Here is a 19365-nt window from a genome sequence, read left to right as displayed (position 1 = left end):
ATATGACGTAATTTTTCTTTTTCTTAATAAATTAATTCAACTGCTCCCGAATGCAGGCCTCACCCTTTGACAAGGATTCTGCCAGTTTTTCTGGTAGTTTCCCCCCAGCCTGCGCCATATCCGGGCGTCCTCCACCACCTCCGCCAGCGATTGTCGCCACTTCTTTAATGACTTTACCAGCGTGGAAGCCGCGTTTAACGATGTCCGGAGTAGCTGTTGCAACAAAATTAACCTTACCATCCAGCGCACTGCCCAACAAGACAACCCCGGAGCCCATTCGATCTTTTAATAAATCCCCGATGGTTCGTAGCTCTTCCATGGGCATTTTTTCCACTTCAGCAATGGTCACCTGAACACCACTGATGATCTCCATTTTCTGGTGAATATCCATAATCGCATTGCCGGCAAATTTTTGTTTCAGTTCGGCAATGGTTCGTTCCTTCTGTTTGTTGGTTTCAGCCAGTTCCGTTACTTTTTCCAACAATTGATCGGGATTGGTTTTCATCAAGTTGGACACCTCAATCAGGGTGTCGTCCATTTTTTCGACCAGATGCCAGGCGTTAAAACCGGTTGCCGCTTCAATTCGACGGACACCGGCTGCTACACCGCCTTCACTGATGATCTTAAACATCCCCACCTTGGCTGAATTACTGATATGACAGCCGCCGCAAAGTTCGGTACTGAAATCACCAACCTTGACAACCCGGACAATCTCACCATATTTCTCGCCAAATAAAGCGGTTGCTCCCAGTTCTTTGGCCTTGTCAATATTGGTTTCAAAAATCGAGACATCATAAGCTGCTAAAATAGCGGTGTTAACAATATCTTCCACCTGTCGTTTTTCATCCCGGGTCATCGCCTGGAAATGGTTGAAGTCAAAACGTAAACGATCCGGTGATACAAACGATCCGGCCTGTTCGACATGATCACCTAAGACCTGTTTTAAGGCTTTGTGCAATAAGTGGGTGGAGGTGTGGTTTCGCTGTACCGCATCTCTTAATTCTTTATTAACCTCGGTAATGACACTTTCGCCAACCTTAAAGGTTCCCGATTTAACGATCCCTGAATGAATATGGCGGCTCAGGCTGCCTTTTTTACAATCACGGATTTCAATTAAACCATCGCCTTTTTGGATCACGCCATGATCGCCAGTTTGTCCGCCACTTTCAGCATAAAACGATGTCTGATCAAGTAATACCAACACCTCATCTCCGGCCTTGGCTTCATCCACCAGGGCTTCATTCACATAGAGCCCTAAGATGGTTCCTTCAGCTTCGAGGTTATCATAGCCGACAAAGGTATTAACCGCATCCGGACCCAGAGGATTAAAGGGATCGTCCGCCCAGACTGCTAAATCGTTATTGAGACGATCCTGTCGGGCTCGTTCCCGCTGAGCCTGCATTTCTTTTTCAAATTCTTCGGCAATGATGGTCAGGCCCCGTTCTTCAACAATTTCCTTCGTCAGATCATAAGGAAAACCATAGGTATCGTAAAGTTTAAAGGCACCGCCGCCGGGGAAGACGGTTTCTTCCATTTCAATAATTTTGTCCAGTTCCTTATTGAGCAGTGCCAGACCCTGATCGATGGTTTCTTTAAAACGTTCTTCTTCAATACGGATCAGTTTTTGAATAAAATCCTGTTTTTCTTTGAGTTCGGGATAAGCACCTTCTGAAACTAGAATCGCTTCTTTGGCGACATCATAAAGGAAAAGATCCTTGATTCCCAACAATTTACCGTGTCGTACTGCCCGGCGCAGCAATCGCCGCAAGACATAGCCGCGGCCTTCATTTCCTGGCATGACGCCATCAGCAATCATAAAGGTGACACTACGGATATGATCAGTGATAACCCGGATGGAGATGTCATCCTGGGGATCATCGCCATAGTTTACGCCCGCTTTTTTACAGATATAGTTTAGCACATGGCCAACCGTATCAATTTCGAAAATGGTCCCAACCCCCTGCATCACGACGGCTAACCGTTCCAGCCCCATTCCGGTATCAATATTTGGTTTTGGCAGCGGATTATAGTTGCCGGCTTCATCTTTATCAAACTGGGTGAAAACCAGGTTCCAGAATTCAACATAACGGTCACAATCACAACCAACCCCACAGGTGGGACTGTCACAGCCATATTCTTCACCACGGTCAAAATAAAGCTCCGAACAGGGGCCGCAGGGTCCCAGACCATGTTCCCAGAAATTATCTTCTTTTCCCATCCGGACAATTTTTTCTTCAGGAATGCCGACCTCTTCGTTCCAGATTTTGAAGGCTTCATCGTCATCCAGATAAATAGTAATCCAGATTTTGTCTTCCGGAATTTCCATGACCCTGGTACAGAATTCCCAGGCCCAGGGAATCGCTTCTTTTTTGAAATAATCGCCAAAGGAAAAATTTCCCAACATTTCAAAAAAGGTTCCGTGTCTGGCCGTTTTTCCGACGTTCTCAATATCCGGGGTACGAATACACTTCTGGCAGGTCGTCACCCGATTTCGTGGTGGTATTTCGTCACCAGTAAAATAAGGTTTCAGCGGTGCCATCCCTGAGTTGATCAACAACAGACTCTTGTCATTAATTGGCACTAACGGAAAACTGTTCAATCGCAAATGTCCTTTTTCTTCAAAAAATGCCAGATATTTCTCTCTGATTTCATTTAATCCTAATGGTTTCATTTTTTCTCCTTGTTCTAATTTTAGTCTCTGGTTATAAATCCCGATTTGCAATCTGGAGTGTCTAAAAACAAAAAATCCCCTGCAAATCTGCAAGGGACGGTTTGATCCGCGGTACCACCCAAATTAGCTGCGAATAATCGGCAACTCACTTTATCAATAACGGTTTCCCGACTGAAAATACTGATCGAATATGGGATTACGACTTTCTTCTTCAGCTGCTCAAACGGGGCAACTCTAAACCAACGATAAAAGACTTTCAGCCGCGTCTCTCTCTCTGAAATGGTTGTATTTAGAGCCTTCGTTCTCAATGCATTTTAATATTAACCTGTAAGGATGATTATATTAATTCCATATTTAAATGTCAATCCTTTTTTAGATCCGTGACGTCTTTTGAGGCAAATAAGGAAATAATATAACCACCAATTACCTTAATCGTACCCATTATCGGCACTGCCATAATCATCCCGACACCGCCAAACATGGCGCCGAAAAAGAAGATTGAGAAAATAATAAAGACCGGATGAAGCCCCACATTGCCGGACATCAGGGCTGGTGCCAAAAAATTGCCGCACACTACCTGAACCACGCCAATCACAATCAACATTGGAATCATCATCATTGGATTGGTGAATAGTACCAGCAGCATAATCACAATGGTACCCACCGCTGGTCCAAAATAAGGCACCATCGTGGTAACCCCGGCGATTACGCCGATAATACTGGCATAGGGGAGTCCCAGAAAAAAAGTTCCAATCCCGGTGGCAATCCCAGCGATCAGCGAAGTCAAACCCTGTCCCTTGATAAAACCGCCAATGACCAGATCAATATCACAACACATTTTTAGCATACTATTACGATACTGTAGTGGAACCAGATACATAATCCCCTTAATAAAGAATTCTTTATCGATCATCAGAAAAATGGTCACCAGTGGAACAATGATAATGTTCATCAGCTGCCCACTGTTCTGAATCAGCGCATTCGAAATCCCCTGAAGTGCTGTTGCAAATCCCTGCAGGACATTTCCCAACACTTGCTCCAGATTGAAAAACTGAGTAATATCATATCCAGTAAAATTTGAAATATAGTCCGATAGATTGGTTATGTAGGTCTGCATCTGCGTTACAAAGCTTGGAATGCTCTTGATCATACTGGCTATATTGGTAATCAGACTGGGAATAAAACTCATGAAAGCGCCAATCACCAGTGCCAGAACCGCAAAAAACACGATCAATACCGAACTGCCCCGGCTTAACCCTTTATTTTCAAGAATCCTGACCAGTGGATTAAGCAGATAAGCCAACACAATCGCAAAAAAGAAGGGTGCGAACATTCCGGCCAGCGTTGGCCAGATAAAAAAGCACAGCGCCGCAATTAAAACGACGACAATAAGGTTAAGAAATAACAATCTCTTTTTGTTTGATGAATCTTCCATTATTTAACCCCCAGCAATTTATTGGCGATGCCTGTCCCCTGATTTTTAAACCCGATATCAAACATCTCTTTTTCGTAATATAAGACCTGATCCTTATAGACCAGATCAGCGGCCGGAATGATCGCAAAGCCATGATCGATGTCATCAAAAAAACTTCGGGAAATTTCATATTCAGTAATAGCAAATGTATCATCTTCAATGGTCGCATTGACCACGTGCCCAAAAGCCTCCCCGTTTGTATCCACGACCTGATAATCCATCAGTGGAAAAGCCTCTTCCAGATACGCTTTCACTTTTTTGCCGTTGACTTTGATAATGTCTTTTTCGTTTTCAATCACCATCCGTTTGTAATTGACGTCGACAATGTTTTCTGGTTTGAAAAATTGAGCCTTGGAGAGAATCCCTCCGGGATTGATTACCAGATATTTCACAACGTGATCCACCACCACCAGACTCTTAACCAGTCCATGTCGTCGGCCATTATTTTGAGAAATAACTACCACATTGAGTAAAATGTTCGCTTTCATTTGATGTTCCTTTCTTTTTTGTCATTGTGTTTATTTTACCCTATTACTTTTTTTATGGCAATGTCGATTTTTCTTTATTTATAAACAAAAGGATACTCTAATGCAACTTCTATTTAATAATAGCCAATTCGTCTTTTACATTAAAGGCTACTTTGAGATGCCTTGCGCTAAAAGTATTGACATGGCCGCCGATTTTTTTATCATCAGAAAGGAAATGAAAGTGCCAACCCACCATGTTCATACCCTGAGCCGATGCCGGACAAAAAATCCCTACCAGGCAGCCGCTGATGTTTTTTAGAACTTGTACTGGTTGATTACTGACAATTCTTTCCAGTGCTTCATACGGATTTTTCTGAGGCCACACTCCATGAATCTCAATACTCTCAAATTCCCCTGAAATTCTGGCCAATATCGGGTTTTCAGGATGGGCAATAGCGTGACTAAGCTTTTCACCCGCACAAATCATATCGCCGTTTATTGCCAATATCTGACCCTCACATTTCCCCAAAGCACCCAGGGTTGCAAAAGGTGTTGTGTCTGCCAAACCCGCCACTTCAATGGAGCAATCTCCTAACGCACGATATACCACGCCATCGACAACAATCATTTCGCCATTGAGTTTATCAAACGTGCCAAATCCGGTGTCGCCAAAGGTTAACATCTTTTTTATCGAGATTATTCCATCATACCCTTTGTTTTTAAAAGCCGTCAGCGTTGAAACCTGAAATAGTTTATTATTCCTCATGCGAAGTCCTCCATTTTTTCAAAAGAAAGACGCAGTCTCCAGTAACAGAAACTGCGTCTTTGCCGTCTATATGACTATTGTTGTGCTTTTTTATTGTGATAGTCTTCAATCGCAGCCTGAATCGCTTCCGCTGCCAGCACTGAACAGTGAATTTTTTCAGCAGGCAATCCGCCTAAGGCATCAACGACATCCGAGTTTTTAAATTTTCCCGCTTCTTCAATACTCTTACCGATAATCATATCGGTAGCCATGCTACTACTGGCTACTGCAGCCCCGCAGCCAAAGGTTTTAAAGGACGCATCCTCGATGATACCGTCATCGTTAATCTTCAGGAAGATTTTCATAATATCACCACAAGCAGGGCTGCCAACCTGACCAATACCGTTTGCTCCTTCAATCTCACCCACGTGTTTGGGACAGGTAAAATTCTCCATTACTACATCTGTATATTCCATTTTATTTTCTCCTTATTTATAGTTTAGTTTATTTTTAATGATGGTGGTGGTCGGCTTTATCAAAAACCGCATCATCAATCGGACAATCGGCATTGATTGGGGACATTTTTCGCAAACGCTCAATAATCTGGATCAGATTGTCAACTACATAGTTAATATCTTCTGCTGTTGTGTGTTTGCCAATCGTAAGTCGCAGTGATCCGTGGGCAACTCCCGCCGGTAAGCCAATCGCCAGCAACACATGGGATGGATCCAGCGACCCTGATGTACAGGCCGACCCACTGGATCCAGCCACGCCGATGATATCCAAACTGAGTAGAATCGATTCCCCCTCAATATAATCAAAACAAAAATTCACATTTCCGGGCAACCGTTTTTCCGGATGACCGTTTAAACGAACCTGCGGGATATTATCCATGACCCCTTTAATCAGCAAATCTCGTAATTTCTTCATATGAGCAGCATTTTCTTCAAGCTGTTCCGTGGCCATTTCGGCGGCCTTACCAAAAGCCACTATTTCGGCGGTATTTTCTGTCCCAGCCCGTTTTTTTCGCTCCTGAGCGCCACCATGGATTAAATTATCAATGGGTACCCCTTTTCGAATAAATAAAGCACCGATCCCTTTCGGGCCGTATATTTTATGCGCCGATACCGACAATAAATCAACGTTTAAATCCTTTACATCAACCGGGATATTCCCCAGGGCCTGAACCGCATCGGTGTGAAAAATAATTCCTTTTTCCTTGACAATCTCGCCAATTTCTTTGATCGGTTCAATGGTTCCGATCTCATTGTTGGCAAACATGATTGTCACCAGAATCGTGTCTTTGCGGATGGCATTTCGTAAATCATCCAACGAGATCAAGCCATATTCGTCAACCGGCAGATAGGTTACTTCAAAGCCCTGCTTTTCCAGATACTCACAGGTATGAAGCACCGCATGATGCTCGATGGTAGACGTTATAATGTGTTTTCCCTTCGCCTGATTTTTCATGGCAATGCCTTTAATGGCCCAATTATCCGCTTCTGATCCGCTTCCGGTAAAATATATTTCCCGGGGATCCGCGTTGATGGCTTTGGCAATCAGGAGCCGGGCTGCCTCAATGCTTTTTTTTACGCCCCGTCCTTCTGTGTAAACGGAAGAAGGATTTCCGAAATATTCGGTAAAAAATGGCAACATGGTTTCAACAACGGCCGGATCAACTGGCGTTGTTGCGGCATGATCTAAATATATTCGTTTCATAACAATTACCTCTTTCTTATTTATTTGCTTAATAAATCCTGTAATGAGCGATTGTCAATGACATTACTGATACTGTCACTAATATCTTTCCAAAGCCCTCTGGTCACGCACTCAGGTGATTTGACACAGGTAAGCTTCCCACCGCCATCAATACATTCTGCTAATTCGATCGGACCTTCAAGTGCTCTGATAATTTCACCAACAGTAATATCACCAGGCTCCCGAGCTAACACATAGCCACCCCGGGCACCTCTAATGCTTTTGACCAGACCGGCGTTTTTTAAGGTTGAAAATAGCTGTTCCATATACGAATCCGAAAAATTTTGCTTTTCGGCGATTTCCTTAATTGAAACCGGACCATCTCCAAATTGAAGCGCCAATTCCACCATGGCAAGCACACCATATCGTCCTTTTGTTGAAAGTCTCAATTGCAACACCTCCCTGGATTATTTCCGAGTATTCCACCGGGATTTAATGTCATTATAGCACGAATTTATTATTTTTCAAGAGGTAAATAAAAAAAGTTTCAAAAAAAAGACCCAAGCTCCGGAAAACCAGAGCATGGATCTTTTAATTAATGCATTCTTATTTTTCGTCTTCGCTATCTCCGAAAAGACCATCGAATAAGTTACCGAATGAATCCCCAAGAGTTACATTAGCGGTTTCTTCATAAACTGTTTTATTCCGATTGTTGCTGCTATGGTTTTGTTGCGGTCTACGATTTCTATCACCGCCACCATAGTTGCTGGATCTTTCGCGATCACCTGAGCTGGCATTGCCGCTGTTACTGCTTCGTGGTGTAGGAGCCGGACGTGCAGGCGCTTCTTCAGTTGCTTTTTTACTTAAGCTGATTTTTTCTTTTTCAGGATTAATGCCGATGATTTTTACTTTTAAGACATCACCAGTATTTAAAACTGAAGCAACCGATTCAACCCGGTTGTAGCTGATTTCAGAAACGTGAATTAAACCTTCAACACCTGGAATCACTTCAGCAAAGGCACCAAAATCTAAAATGTTCGTGATGGTAACTTCTACTTCATCATCAACATTATATTTAGCAATGAAATCATCCCAGGGACGATCCATTAATGCTTTAACGCTTAATTTGATTTTTTTGTCTTCATCATTTTTAGCGATTACCTTGGCTTCAATTTCCTGGCCTTTTTCAACAATATCTTTCGGCTCATTAATTTTTTCCCAAGTCAGATCGGAGCGATGAACAAACCCATCGATACCGTCAAGATCGACAAAGATTCCGAAGTTCGTAATGGTTTTAACCACACCCTTGACGACATCATCCACGTTTAATTCGTCAAAACGCTTGTCTTTCATTTCTTTGACTTGTTCCCGACGTTCTTTCATATCTTTTTCCAGAATAATTTTTTGAGAAAGAATCGCACGACGTCGTTTAGGATTGTAATCAATGATGATCCCTTTAACTTTTTCGCCGATCAGGGTGTTCAAATCTTTAACGTAACGAACATGATATTGTGAAGCTGGCATATAAATATCGGTAAATCCGATATCAACAATTAAACCATTTCCAGAAATATCTTTGATTGTTCCTTCTAAGATCGTTTTATTATCAAAGGCGTCACTTAACTGTTTCTGTACGAGACGGTTATCATATTTGATTTTTGAAAGTTTTACATTTCCTGAACCCTCATTTAAATCCGTTACGATACACCAAACCTTGTCTCCTAATTGTACAAGTTCAGATAATACCTCATCGCTTCTCCATGTGAAATCATTCTTTTTGATGATACCATCTGCTTTGTAGCCAATGTTTAAGATTACTTCATCTTCGGCAATGTGGATAACTTCACCTTCGATTTCAGCACCCCGACGAATTGTTTTTAATGATTCTTCAATTTCAGCAGCGAAATCGAAATTAGCATCATCATACTCGTCTTTTTCAATGGTTTCCACCACTTCCTCAACTACAACAGGTGGCTGTTCTTCAGTCGCCACTTCTACGACCACGTTTTCCTCAGCAATTTTGTTTTGCTCTTCCATACCTTCCAATACCTCCTTAACGATCCAATCCGGTGTTGACGCTCCTGCCGTAATACCAATTTTTTGGTATTTCATTACCTCAGAGAGATCTAAATCCCGGATGGTTTCTATGTGACAAGTTTTTTCGCAATGGGATTTACAGATATCCACCAATTTTTGGGTGTTCGAACTGTGGTATCCACCGATTACGATCATATATTCTACTTCTTTTGCAGTTTTTGCTGCCGCTGCTTGTCTTTCAGCGGTGGCACTGCAAATAGTATTAAATATAACAACTTCTTTGACTCTTGACCGGATCGCATCACAAATTTCATTGAATCTGGATTCGATGATGGTGGTCTGAGCCACGATACATATTCTATCATATCTTTCAATATTTTCCAACTGATTTATATCATTAATTATTAAAGCTTTTTCCCTACACCAGCCGTTAGCTCCAATTACCTCCGGATGATCCTTGTTTCCCACAATAACGATCTGATATCCGGCCGCATCATGGCTTTCAACTTTTTTTTGAACCGCCCGAACAAAGGGACAGGTAGCATTGATGATAGGAAGTCCTTTTTCCCTGATCGCTTCAATAATATTCTTGCCAACCCCATGTGAGCGCAGAATGATACAGCCGCTATCAATGTTTACAATATCCTCGTCTGCAATAATTGTTACGCCCTGATCAGCCAAACGGTTGGTTTCCTGACGGTTATGGCTGATGGGTCCCAATGTATATATTTTTTCCGGACCGGACTCAAGTGTATCCTGAACCATTTTCATGGCGTTTTCGATTCCAAAACAATAACCCGCCTTGTCGGCTATAATTATTTCCATATTAACCTCAAGTCAATTCCAATCCATAAACTGTATCCATAATTTTCTCACTGAGCTGCCGGGTTTCTTCATCTGTCAGTTTTTTTCCATAGTATTCTTCCAGATAAACGGGCTTGCCAATAATAATTTCGATTTTACTTCTAAACCGGTAGTGTCCTTTGATCCGCACCGGAACAATCGGCGATTTTGTCTTGATCGCAAAGACGACAAAACCACTGGCCGGTGGGGTTCGATCTTCCGGGTTAACCCGATGCCCTTCCGGAAAAATCCCCAGAACCTTGTCTTCCTTGAGAATTTTTAAGGATGTCTTAATGGTTTCCACCCCGACCTTTTCGCGATTAACCGGAAAGGCATTGACCTTTTTGAAAAACCAGCTCAACAAGGGATTTTTAAACAGCTCCGCCTTGGCCATATAGTGGATTTCCCGGGGGGTTGTAAAGGAAATGACGACCGGATCAATATTACTGATGTGATTGGGGCAGATCAGTGCACCACCGCTCTTTGGAATGTTCTCCTTGCCGGTAATGGTGATCCGAAAAAGAATCAAACTAAGCAGATAAGTTAAAAATCGGCCAATTTTATAAATCATCGGCAAACCTCATCAATATAGGTTTTCATTTCCTGGTATACTTCTTCGATGCTTTTCCCGGTGGTGTCAACGACAATGGCATCGGCAACCTTCACCAATGGACCTTCTGAGCGATTGCGATCATTCGTGTCGCGCTTCTCGATGTCGTTTTTGATTTCTGCCAGCGCTTTACCGTTGCCTTTTTCATCCAATTCAATTTTTCTGCGTTTTGCCCGTTCCAGAACATCGGCATCCAGAAAAAACTTCACTTGCGCATCCGGTAAAACCACTGAACCAATGTCTCTACCATCCATGACCACCTCATGATCTTTGGCATATTCCCGTTGTTGAGCAACCATCAGATCCCGAACCGCTTTGATCCTGGCCACATCGGAAGTATGCCGGGAAACCAGGGGCGTCCTAATTTCCTGGGTAACATCTTTTTCATTACAAAATACCTGATTCCCCTCAAAGCGGATCACAGTCGACTGGGCAATTTTTATAATATCATCCTCGTTATCAAAACGATCACCGATCTGATTTAAAACGCAATGGGCAATACACCGATACATGGCACCCGTGTCCAGATAAGTCATGTTATAGGCGGCGGCTATTTTTTTTGCGATCGTACTTTTTCCTGCGCCAGCAGGTCCGTCAATGGCAATTTGCATCTTACTCTCCCTCTTTCAACTCTTTACAAAAAACTATTTAACTGCGTTTCCGGCCAGCCAGCCGGTGGAAACGGCAATTTGAATATTATAACCACCGGTCAGAGCATCGACATCGAGCATCTCTCCAGCGATATAAAGATTTTTAATCTTTTTTGATTCCATAGTTCCCGGATCCACCTCTTTAACATTCACACCGCCAACGGTAATAATGGCTTCATTAAAATCCCGCAAACCGGCAATGCCGATTCTTAACTGTTTAAAGCACGCCACCAGCTTTTGTCGCTGTTCTCTGGTGATCTGGTTAACCTTAACCGCCGGATCAATCCCCGACAGGGCTACCATCACGGGAATCATTTTCGATGGCAACAAATCCCCCAGCGCATTTCCAAAATCCTTGTTCTGATATTTAAGAAAATCCCGTTGAATCCGGGCATCCATTTGATCAATACTTAAAGCCGGTTTTAAATCCAATTCCAGACTATAATCTTTGGTATTCCCCATCAGATAAGAACTCAGTGATAAAACCAGCGGACCAGAGATTCCAAAATGGGTGAACAGCATCTCACCCAGCATTGACTTGACCTTTTTTTGTCCCTTTGGTGTTTTTTTATAGAGGGTAAGAGCCACGTTTTTTAGTGCCAGCCCCTGTAGATCTCGGGGCCAATCTTCTTTGCTATTAATTGGCACCAATCCTGGGGACAACGGTGTGATCTGATGCCCGCTTTTTTCTAGATTCTTAAAAAAATTACCGTCCGAACCGGTGGATGGGTAACTCTTGCCACCGGTTGCCAGAATTACTGCGTCATAACTCCGGGTTTCGCCGTTTTCCAACACAATTCCATTGACGGTATTATTCGTAATTAACAGATCAATTATTCTGGTATTTAGATAAACCCGGCAACGGTTGTTTTTTAATGCCGTCTTAAAGCCGCTGATGACATCACTGGATTTATCCGAAACCGGAAAAACCCGATCTCCCCGCTCAATTTTTAAGGGTACCCCATTTTTCTCAAGAAAGGTCATGAAATCCACATTGGTATATGAATATAAGGCACTATACATAAAGTTGTGATTGTGAACAATGCTATCAAAATAGTCGCCGATGTCAACAGCATTCGTCAGATTACAGCGACCTTTTCCGGTGATATAGAGTTTTTTTCCCAGTTTTTCGTTGCTGTCATACAAATCAACCTGATGCCCTTTTTCCGCCGCTGCCACCGCCGCCATCATGCCGCCGGGGCCTCCGCCAATTACTGCTATCCTACTCATTGATTATTTTTCCTTTCCCGAACTATTTTTCCAATTCATCGCCGGTGTAAATATAATGCTCTCGCCAAATTTCTTCAAGTTCATTAAAGGTTTCTCTGGTTTTGCCAATATTTCGAAGCCCCACCGAAATCACCAGGGCATTGATGAGCGATAGCGGTGCCACCAGTGAGTCAACAAAGGAGTAAACATTGCTTTTAGCAATCAGCCGATGTTGGGTAAATACATTGATCGGTGCATTCTCATTATCTGAAATCGTAATGATTTTTACCCCTTTGTTTTTTAAAAATTCAACCGCCTCGTAAGTTTTTTGGGCATAGCGGGGAAAACTGATGGCAATAACCACATCTTCTTCATTAACCCGGATCAAATGCTCATAGATATCGGACACTCCATAATTGACCACCCGCACATTATCAAGAATCAGATTAAGATAATAACCAAGATGCTCAGTTAGCAGGGTCGTCGTACGAAAACCGATGATAATCACTTTTCGGGCATCAAGAATCAGATCAATGCAGGACTTGAAAATTTCATAATCAAACTCCTCAAAAGTGGCATTGATATTTGATAGATCTGACTTTAAAACATTTTGCACGGTTTCCTGCAAGGCTTTTTCTTTTTGCTCATTTCGCAGGGTCATGTCAATTCGCTCGATGGTTGTCAGCTTGCTGTTGATTTCATTTTTTATCGCTCGACGAAACTCCGGATAACCTTCATATCCCAAGGTTACCGAAAAACGCACCACCGTTGCTTCACTAACACCAACACTTTTAGCTACTGACACCGCCGACATTTCAGCCGCATTTTCATAATGGCTGAGCATAAAATCAGCGATTAATTTATGGGATTTACTGAGCTTTGGATAGCGCTTCTTAATTGCTGAAAAAATATCCCGGCTTTCTTTTACACTTGAAACATCTTTCATTTCTACCTCGTTCTCTGGATGATGACTAATGTCGGGGGGGATTTTCGATTTAATGTTTGAAAATGATGGGCCACAAAAGGGGTTTCCAGCATTTCGCACCAGCCAATCACTGCCTGCGCTTCTTCTGATCCCCCGGGATGTCCCGGATAAAGACAGATGGTCATCATTCCTCCAGTCGATAATAGTCGCAATGCGCTATTAAGTGCTTTGATCGTTGTTTCACCTTCTGTAATAATAGCTGGATCACCGCCGGGGAAATAGCCAAGATTAAACATGACTGCTTTAACAGCCTGCTCGCCTACCCCGGCATCAGCTAGTCGTATTCTTATCAATTCGTGACTATCACATATCAGCGTTACGTTATCTGCAGATTTGCTGTTATCCAGCAAACTTTTAGTCTGTTGCAACGCAACCGCCTGAATATCAAAAGCAAAAACCCGGCCGCTTTCACCCACACATTGCCTCAGGAACAGCGTATCCTGACCGGTTCCAGCGGTGGCATCAACTACAGTGTCTCCCGGTTTCAGTACCGGTCGCAAAAATTCCCAAGCCAGATCAGTGACCCGCAAGGGCTTATTTATCACTGCAACCGGCACAGGGTTTGAAAAACTCACCGACAAAATCCCGATGGATCAGCATTTCCCCTTCTTCTGTTAATTCATGATCTTTAAAGTATGTGGCAAATTCGCCAGTGGCCCCCTGTACCGATAGGGTTGTACAGCCTTCTTCAGCCATTTTATAAAGCAGGGTTCGAATAATGCCATCAAATACCGCCATCGCCTGATCCCCCTGATAGGTCATAATCATCTCGTAAATATCAACCTGTTCTTCACCATAAAAAAAGCGCACGGCTCCCAAAACTTCAGACTTGGCTGTGTCCTCTGCCACGATATACAGATCCCGTTCTTTTTCTTTTTCTGGAAACAATGCCTGAATTTGACTAAAGGCTCTTGGAAATCCTATTTTTATCATTGCTTTTCTCCTTTTAAATAAGTAATTTCGTCATGATTCAAATACCGCCATTCCCCGGGTTTTAGATTTCCCAAAGTCAGCTCACCAACAGCCACCCGCTTTAAGTCAATGACCGGGTGACCGATCGCTGCGCACATTTTGCGGATCTGTCGTTTTTTTCCTTCGTGAATCCGCATTTCCAGCAGACTGGTCTGCCGATCCACTTTGAGCACCTTGATGGCAGCCGGGGCGGTGCGGTAGTCCTCAATATCGATACCGTGACGGAAGGCTTCCAGACTGCTGTTGTCGGGACAGCCTTTGACCAGACCAATATAGGTTTTGACAAACTCATGGCTGGGGTGGGTCAGCCGAAACGTCAGGTCGCCGTCATTTGTCAGCAGCAGCAAGCCTTCGGTATCCATGTCCAGGCGTCCGACGGTATAAAGCCGTTCTTTTATCGGCACCAGATCCAGCACCCGTTGGCGACCATGAGTATCCTCTGACGTCGATAAAACCCCTTTGGGTTTATTAATCATCACATAAATTTTTACAGCTGTACTCAGTCGTGTTCCGGCAACAATAATCTCATCTTGTTCCGGTTCAACAAGGAAACCTGGCTCATGAATCGTGATCCCATTGACCTGAACCAATCCCTTCTGGATCAATTCTTCAGATTTTCTCCGGGATGCCACCCCGCATTGCGCCATGTATTTTTGAATTCTCACTGGGCTGCCTCCAAAATCCGGGCATCGCCCATGGTTTTTTCCAGCATCCCGGCCAGTAACGCTTCACTGGACTCTGTTGTGTTTTGCGAATCAGTCTTGAGCAACTCCAGATCAAAGCTTTCCTGTTTACCCTGAGAAAACACCTCAAATTCCGGCATTTCTTTTAAACTGCTTAAGCCCATGGTTTTTAAAAAAGCGTTGGTCGTTTTATAAAGAATCGGTCGACCCGGTGCTTCCAGACGGCCACCATCACAAATCAACCCCCGATCCAACAAGCGCTGAATGGCACTGCTGGAGCTGACTCCCCTGAGTTCATCAACGGCCAGCCGGGTAACTGGCTGACGGTAGGCAATAATCGCCAGGGTTTCCAGCGCAGCTCGGGATAAACCGGTTTTTTCCTGCTGGCGGGTAATTTCTTTGATGTACGTATAGTATTCCGGTTTTGTGGAAAGCTGGTAGGTATCCTTTGTTTGAACCAGACGAATGCCTCTGGCTTGTGATTGATAATCCTGTTTAAGAATCTCCATCGCAAATTGCACTTCCGCTACCGGTTTGTCAAGACATCGACACAGTTCCGACATCGATACCCCATCGCCAGCACCGAACAGAATCCCTTCGATGACGCCGGCCAGTTCATCACTGTTCACTTTTCTCCACCTCCCTATGTATTTGAAAATCAATAAACACCCGATTTTGAAGCAATCGCAAACCGCTGGTTTTAACCATCTCCAGTAACGACAGCAGGGTTACCACCACTTCCTCCCGGGATATATTCGGATGCAGCAGCTCTGAAAAGCTGACTCCATCATCGCCGGCCTGAACCAGAATCTCCGTTATTTCGGCAATTTTTTCTTCAATACTGAACAATTCCCTGATGATCTTCTGCGGCGGGGCAATCGCCTCCAATTCCTCTTCCTTCTGAAACAACAACCGTTTAAAGCACTGTTCCAGGGCGTAGGGATCAATAACCAGTGGCGCTTCTTCGGTATTTTGCGGAATGTACTCCGGATCCCGATAAATGGCACAAAGCTCCTCTTGCTCCCGGGACGCAAAATAACGACTGATCTCTTTAAAGACCTTATATTCCACCAGTTGACGAACCAGTCTGGCCTGAAGATCTTCGGCGTCTTCAGGCTCAGTCTCGGTTTTGGGCAGTAATGCCTTGGCCTTGATCTCCAGCAGTCTGGCCGCCATGACAATGAACTCACTGGCCACATCCATATCCATGTCCTGCCAGCTGCGAATCTGCAATAAATATTGATTGGTGATGTCGGCAATGGAAATATCACAAATATCGATTTTATTTTTCTGGATCAGATTGATTAACAGATCAAGAGGCCCTTCAAACGTCTCCAGACTAACTGCATATGCCATAATCAGGACCAGATCAGATTAAAAATTGGCAGTAATATCGCAAAAAACAGGCTCGATATCCCATTAATAACCGGATTGATAATGAGTCCCAATAACCCGGTAAAAGCCAGAACAAAAATTGCGATCATGCCATAGCGCTGATATTTATAATAAGTCATCAATGCCTTTGGCGGTAAAAATAAAACCAGAATCTGAGAGCCGTCCAGCGGCGGAATCGGAATAATATTAAAGACCGCAAACATGATGTTGTAAATATAAATATACTGCAGCACCGGCATCAATACTTCATTGTTAAGCGGAACCACCGCCAGATAGGCAGCCATTCCTAAAAATGCCAGAATCAGATTGGTGATCACCCCCGACAGCGATACCACAATCATGCCTTTCTTGCGATCTTTGAAATTTCCGGGATTGACTGGTACCGGTTTGGCCCAACCAAAGCGAAACAGCAGCATCGAGATAAATCCCAGGGGATCGATGTGTTTCAGCGGGTTTAAGGTTAATCGCCCGGCATTTTTAGGGGTTGGATCCCCCATTGAATCAGCGGCATAGCCGTGAGCCATTTCATGAAAACTGATGGCAATCAGTATTCCCGGCAGGCTCAAGATTAGATTATAAAAATAGTCTGGTGTAAAATTAAACATTATCCTTACCTCGTAATTTGAGATTGCATCTTTGATTTATTCAAACCGCATTTCCATTGAAGCTGCCACTTGATCAAACCAATTTTACTTTTTTGTAGCTCCTTCGCTTAGGTGTTTATCCGATGCGTCGGAGCGATGATGCATAATACAAAATAGATGATCTATTCTAATGCTCTGCATCGAAATAAACCATCTATCCTCATTGAACATTATTACTTTGCTATCATTCTTCTGGCGGCAATGGTGAAATAATAACCCAGTGCTGCCACGGTTTTTCCGTCAATGAACTGTCCGTTAATAAACAGCGTTCGCACCGTCCGTAGGGGGATTTTAACAACTCGAATATATTCGTCAGGATCTTCATCCAGAGGATCCCAAACAAACTCCGTAGCACAAAACAGGGTAATTTTCTCTGTACAATAACCAGGCGTCGGAATAAACTCACCCAACTTAAAAAGATTAAGTGGCCGATAGCCAATTTCCTCCCGACATTCCCGGATTGCTGCCGCTTCCGGATCTTCTCCGTTTTCCAGCAGTCCGGCCGGTATTTCGGTCAACAGCTGCTGACTGGCAATCCGGTATTGTTTCACAAAAAGCATCTGTCCATCTTTAACCGCCAAAACAGCTACTGCCCCCTGATGGTCTACAATCTCTCGTTTTGACAAGCTGCCATCGGGAAGTTCAACCTCATCAATCCGTAGCTTAACAATCCGGCCGTCATAAATAGCGTCGCTCTTTATGGTTTTTTCAAACTGTTTCATGTCCACCCTCGGTCTGTTTTTCAGAAATCAATCGCTCCAGTTCATCCATAAACGAAGCAACATCCTTAAATTGTCGATATACTGAAGCAAAACGGACATAGGCGACCTGATCCATACTCTTTAAGGCAACCATCACCTGTTCCCCGATCAACGAAGAAGGCACTTCTTTCATTTCGCTCTGGTACAGACTCCGTTCCAGATCATCAACCACTGTTTTAATGGCATCAATGGGCACCGGTCGTTTTTCACAGGCCTTAATCATCCCATTAAATATTTTGTTTTTATCAAAGGCCGTTCGCTGACCACCTTTTTTAACAACAATCAGGGGAATGTTCTCAACCCGTTCGTAGGTGGTAAATCGTTTATTACAGCGGTTGCATTCCCGGCGACGGCGAATCATTGTTCCTTCTTCAGATGGCCGGGAATCGACCACCTTGCTGTCATCGAACGCACAATACGGACATTTCATCGGGATTATTCTTGAGTCAGAAAATCTGGAATTGAAAATTCACCAACGGAATCATTGGCGCTCTTGACAACTTTTTTAATAACGGCCTTCTTTTCTTTTTCACCGCCGGATAAAAAACCGGTAGCGATAACGGTAATCTTGATTTCATCGCCAAGCGATTCATCAATGGTGGCCCCAAAAATAACGTTGGCATCTGGATCTGACGCTTCTCTGGCGATGCTGGCAGCCTTATCCACTTCAAATAATGACAGGTCTTCACCAGCAGTGATATTAAGCAGTACACCGGTTGCGCCATCAATCTGGGTTTCCAGTAAGGGACTGAGAATCGCCTGTTTAGCAGCCTCTTCAGCACGGTTATCGCCGGTCGCCCGGCCAACACCCATATGAGCGAGTCCAGTATCTTTCATGATTGTTTTAACATCGGCAAAATCAAGGCTGATCAGACCTGGCATAGCGATGAGATCCGAAATACTCTTAACCCCCTGGAGTAACACATCATCGGCCAATTTAAAGGCATCCTTTAGCGAGGTTGATTTATCGGCCATTCGTAATAAACGGTCATTTGGAATTGTTACCAGCGAATCGACATTTTCCTGTAAAAATTCACTGGCAATCTGAGCATTACGCATCCGCACCCGGCCTTCAAAAGAGAACGGCTTAGTGACCACACCAATGGTTAAAATGCCCATGTCTTTGGCAATTTTTGCAATAATCGGAGCAGCTCCAGAGCCAGTTCCGCCGCCCATTCCTGCTGTTAAAAACAGGAGATCAGTGTCTTTGATCATATCGGCAATGGCATCTTTGCTTTCTTCAGCAGCTTTCTGTCCAATCTCAGGATTTCCTCCAGAACCTAGCCCTTGAGTGATTTTTTCCCCGATTTGAAGCTTCTTTTCAGACAAAGCTAAGGCCAGGGCTTGCTTATCGGTATTGATCGCAATAAAATCCACGCCCTTCATTCCGGCTTCAATCATGCGATTAATGGCGTTATTTCCGCCACCACCAACACCTATAACCCGAATTTTTGCAAAATTATCGTAATTCCCATCTAATTCAAACACTTTTATTCCTCCTCTTACTAAACAGCTTTCCCT

21 protein-coding genes and 1 other annotated feature are annotated in these 19365 nt (G+C 43.6%); all 21 genes read right to left on the bottom strand.

The window, feature by feature from the left end:
- Nucleotides 1-31: 31 nt before the first annotated feature.
- The 21 genes from alaS to ftsZ all read right to left on the bottom strand — a co-directional run bounded on the left by alaS (nucleotide 32) and on the right by ftsZ (nucleotide 19332).
- The gene (gene alaS, locus B3F51_RS13830; protein ID WP_286947674.1) at nucleotides 32-2671 is read right to left on the bottom strand and encodes an alanine--tRNA ligase; all 2640 of its coding nucleotides are present in this window, start codon (nucleotides 2669-2671) and stop codon (nucleotides 32-34) included.
- A gap of 89 nt (nucleotides 2672-2760) precedes the next feature.
- Nucleotides 2761-2988, bottom strand: a binding site (T-box leader).
- Between the two features lie 44 nt (nucleotides 2989-3032).
- On the bottom strand, nucleotides 3033-4106 hold the full coding sequence (locus B3F51_RS13825; RefSeq protein WP_286947672.1) for an AI-2E family transporter: 1074 nt from the start codon (nucleotides 4104-4106) through the stop codon (nucleotides 3033-3035).
- Nucleotides 4106-4633 (bottom strand): hypothetical protein, encoded by a 528-nt coding sequence (locus B3F51_RS13820; protein WP_286947670.1) that lies wholly within the window; start codon nucleotides 4631-4633, stop codon nucleotides 4106-4108. Before B3F51_RS13820 ends, B3F51_RS13825 begins: the two co-directional genes overlap by 1 nt.
- A 109-nt stretch (nucleotides 4634-4742) precedes the next feature.
- The gene (locus B3F51_RS13815) at nucleotides 4743-5378 is read right to left on the bottom strand and encodes an acetolactate decarboxylase (protein WP_286947668.1); all 636 of its coding nucleotides are present in this window, start codon (nucleotides 5376-5378) and stop codon (nucleotides 4743-4745) included.
- A 74-nt stretch (nucleotides 5379-5452) separates the two neighbouring features.
- Nucleotides 5453-5833, bottom strand: a complete 381-nt coding sequence (locus B3F51_RS13810) for an iron-sulfur cluster assembly scaffold protein (RefSeq protein WP_070371069.1) — start codon at nucleotides 5831-5833, stop codon at nucleotides 5453-5455.
- Between the two features lie 34 nt (nucleotides 5834-5867).
- Nucleotides 5868-7076, bottom strand: coding sequence for a cysteine desulfurase NifS (gene nifS / locus B3F51_RS13805; RefSeq protein ID WP_286947667.1), 1209 nt, complete (start codon nucleotides 7074-7076; stop codon nucleotides 5868-5870).
- Between the two features lie 20 nt (nucleotides 7077-7096).
- Nucleotides 7097-7504 carry an RrF2 family transcriptional regulator gene (locus B3F51_RS13800; RefSeq protein WP_286947665.1) on the bottom strand — a complete coding sequence of 136 codons (408 nt, stop codon included), beginning with the start codon at nucleotides 7502-7504 and terminating at the stop codon, nucleotides 7097-7099.
- A 157-nt stretch (nucleotides 7505-7661) separates the two neighbouring features.
- Nucleotides 7662-9863, bottom strand: coding sequence for a bifunctional 4-hydroxy-3-methylbut-2-enyl diphosphate reductase/30S ribosomal protein S1 (locus tag B3F51_RS13795; RefSeq protein WP_414632379.1), 2202 nt, complete (start codon nucleotides 9861-9863; stop codon nucleotides 7662-7664).
- 61 nt (nucleotides 9864-9924) lie between these two features.
- Nucleotides 9925-10506, bottom strand: coding sequence for a lysophospholipid acyltransferase family protein (locus B3F51_RS13790; RefSeq protein ID WP_148636603.1), 582 nt, complete (start codon nucleotides 10504-10506; stop codon nucleotides 9925-9927).
- Nucleotides 10503-11156: a (d)CMP kinase gene (cmk, locus tag B3F51_RS13785; RefSeq protein WP_070371073.1), complete on the bottom strand. Its 654-nt coding sequence runs from the start codon at nucleotides 11154-11156 to the stop codon at nucleotides 10503-10505. Before cmk ends, B3F51_RS13790 begins: the two co-directional genes overlap by 4 nt.
- Nucleotides 11157-11189: 33 nt before the next feature.
- On the bottom strand, nucleotides 11190-12425 hold the full coding sequence (locus tag B3F51_RS13780) for an NAD(P)/FAD-dependent oxidoreductase (protein ID WP_286947660.1): 1236 nt from the start codon (nucleotides 12423-12425) through the stop codon (nucleotides 11190-11192).
- A 22-nt stretch (nucleotides 12426-12447) separates the two neighbouring features.
- Entirely contained in the window at nucleotides 12448-13350 is a 903-nt protein-coding gene (locus B3F51_RS13775) for a MurR/RpiR family transcriptional regulator (protein WP_070371075.1), read from the bottom strand.
- A 2-nt stretch (nucleotides 13351-13352) separates the two neighbouring features.
- Nucleotides 13353-13964, bottom strand: coding sequence for a tRNA (mnm(5)s(2)U34)-methyltransferase (locus tag B3F51_RS13770; RefSeq protein WP_286947658.1), 612 nt, complete (start codon nucleotides 13962-13964; stop codon nucleotides 13353-13355).
- Nucleotides 13924-14322 carry a hypothetical protein gene (locus tag B3F51_RS13765; protein WP_250933534.1) on the bottom strand — a complete coding sequence of 133 codons (399 nt, stop codon included), beginning with the start codon at nucleotides 14320-14322 and terminating at the stop codon, nucleotides 13924-13926. The genes B3F51_RS13770 and B3F51_RS13765 overlap by 41 nt, the downstream gene beginning before the upstream one ends.
- Nucleotides 14319-15008, bottom strand: coding sequence for a pseudouridine synthase (locus B3F51_RS13760; RefSeq protein ID WP_349680225.1), 690 nt, complete (start codon nucleotides 15006-15008; stop codon nucleotides 14319-14321). Before B3F51_RS13760 ends, B3F51_RS13765 begins: the two co-directional genes overlap by 4 nt.
- A gap of 14 nt (nucleotides 15009-15022) precedes the next feature.
- Complete coding sequence (gene scpB / locus B3F51_RS13755) at nucleotides 15023-15673, bottom strand: SMC-Scp complex subunit ScpB (RefSeq protein ID WP_286947656.1); 651 nt, start codon at nucleotides 15671-15673, stop codon at nucleotides 15023-15025.
- Nucleotides 15663-16400, bottom strand: coding sequence for a segregation and condensation protein A (locus tag B3F51_RS13750; RefSeq protein WP_286947653.1), 738 nt, complete (start codon nucleotides 16398-16400; stop codon nucleotides 15663-15665). The genes scpB and B3F51_RS13750 overlap by 11 nt, the downstream gene beginning before the upstream one ends.
- A gap of 2 nt (nucleotides 16401-16402) precedes the next feature.
- The gene (locus B3F51_RS13745) at nucleotides 16403-17044 is read right to left on the bottom strand and encodes a site-2 protease family protein (RefSeq protein WP_286947652.1); all 642 of its coding nucleotides are present in this window, start codon (nucleotides 17042-17044) and stop codon (nucleotides 16403-16405) included.
- 212 nt (nucleotides 17045-17256) lie between these two features.
- Nucleotides 17257-17805, bottom strand: coding sequence for an NUDIX hydrolase (locus tag B3F51_RS13740; protein ID WP_286947651.1), 549 nt, complete (start codon nucleotides 17803-17805; stop codon nucleotides 17257-17259).
- Nucleotides 17792-18274 carry a transcriptional regulator NrdR gene (gene nrdR, locus B3F51_RS13735; protein WP_070371081.1) on the bottom strand — a complete coding sequence of 161 codons (483 nt, stop codon included), beginning with the start codon at nucleotides 18272-18274 and terminating at the stop codon, nucleotides 17792-17794. The genes B3F51_RS13740 and nrdR overlap by 14 nt, the downstream gene beginning before the upstream one ends.
- 5 nt (nucleotides 18275-18279) lie before the next feature.
- The gene (ftsZ, locus tag B3F51_RS13730; protein ID WP_035356806.1) at nucleotides 18280-19332 is read right to left on the bottom strand and encodes a cell division protein FtsZ; all 1053 of its coding nucleotides are present in this window, start codon (nucleotides 19330-19332) and stop codon (nucleotides 18280-18282) included.
- Nucleotides 19333-19365 lie beyond the last annotated feature (33 nt).

The organism is Acetobacterium sp. UBA5834, from assembly GCF_002435675.1.
GTDB classification, from domain to species: Bacteria; Bacillota; Clostridia; order Eubacteriales; family Eubacteriaceae; genus Acetobacterium; species Acetobacterium wieringae.
Note: the sequence above shows the minus strand (reverse complement) of the source record. Positions and strands in the feature narration are given on the sequence as shown.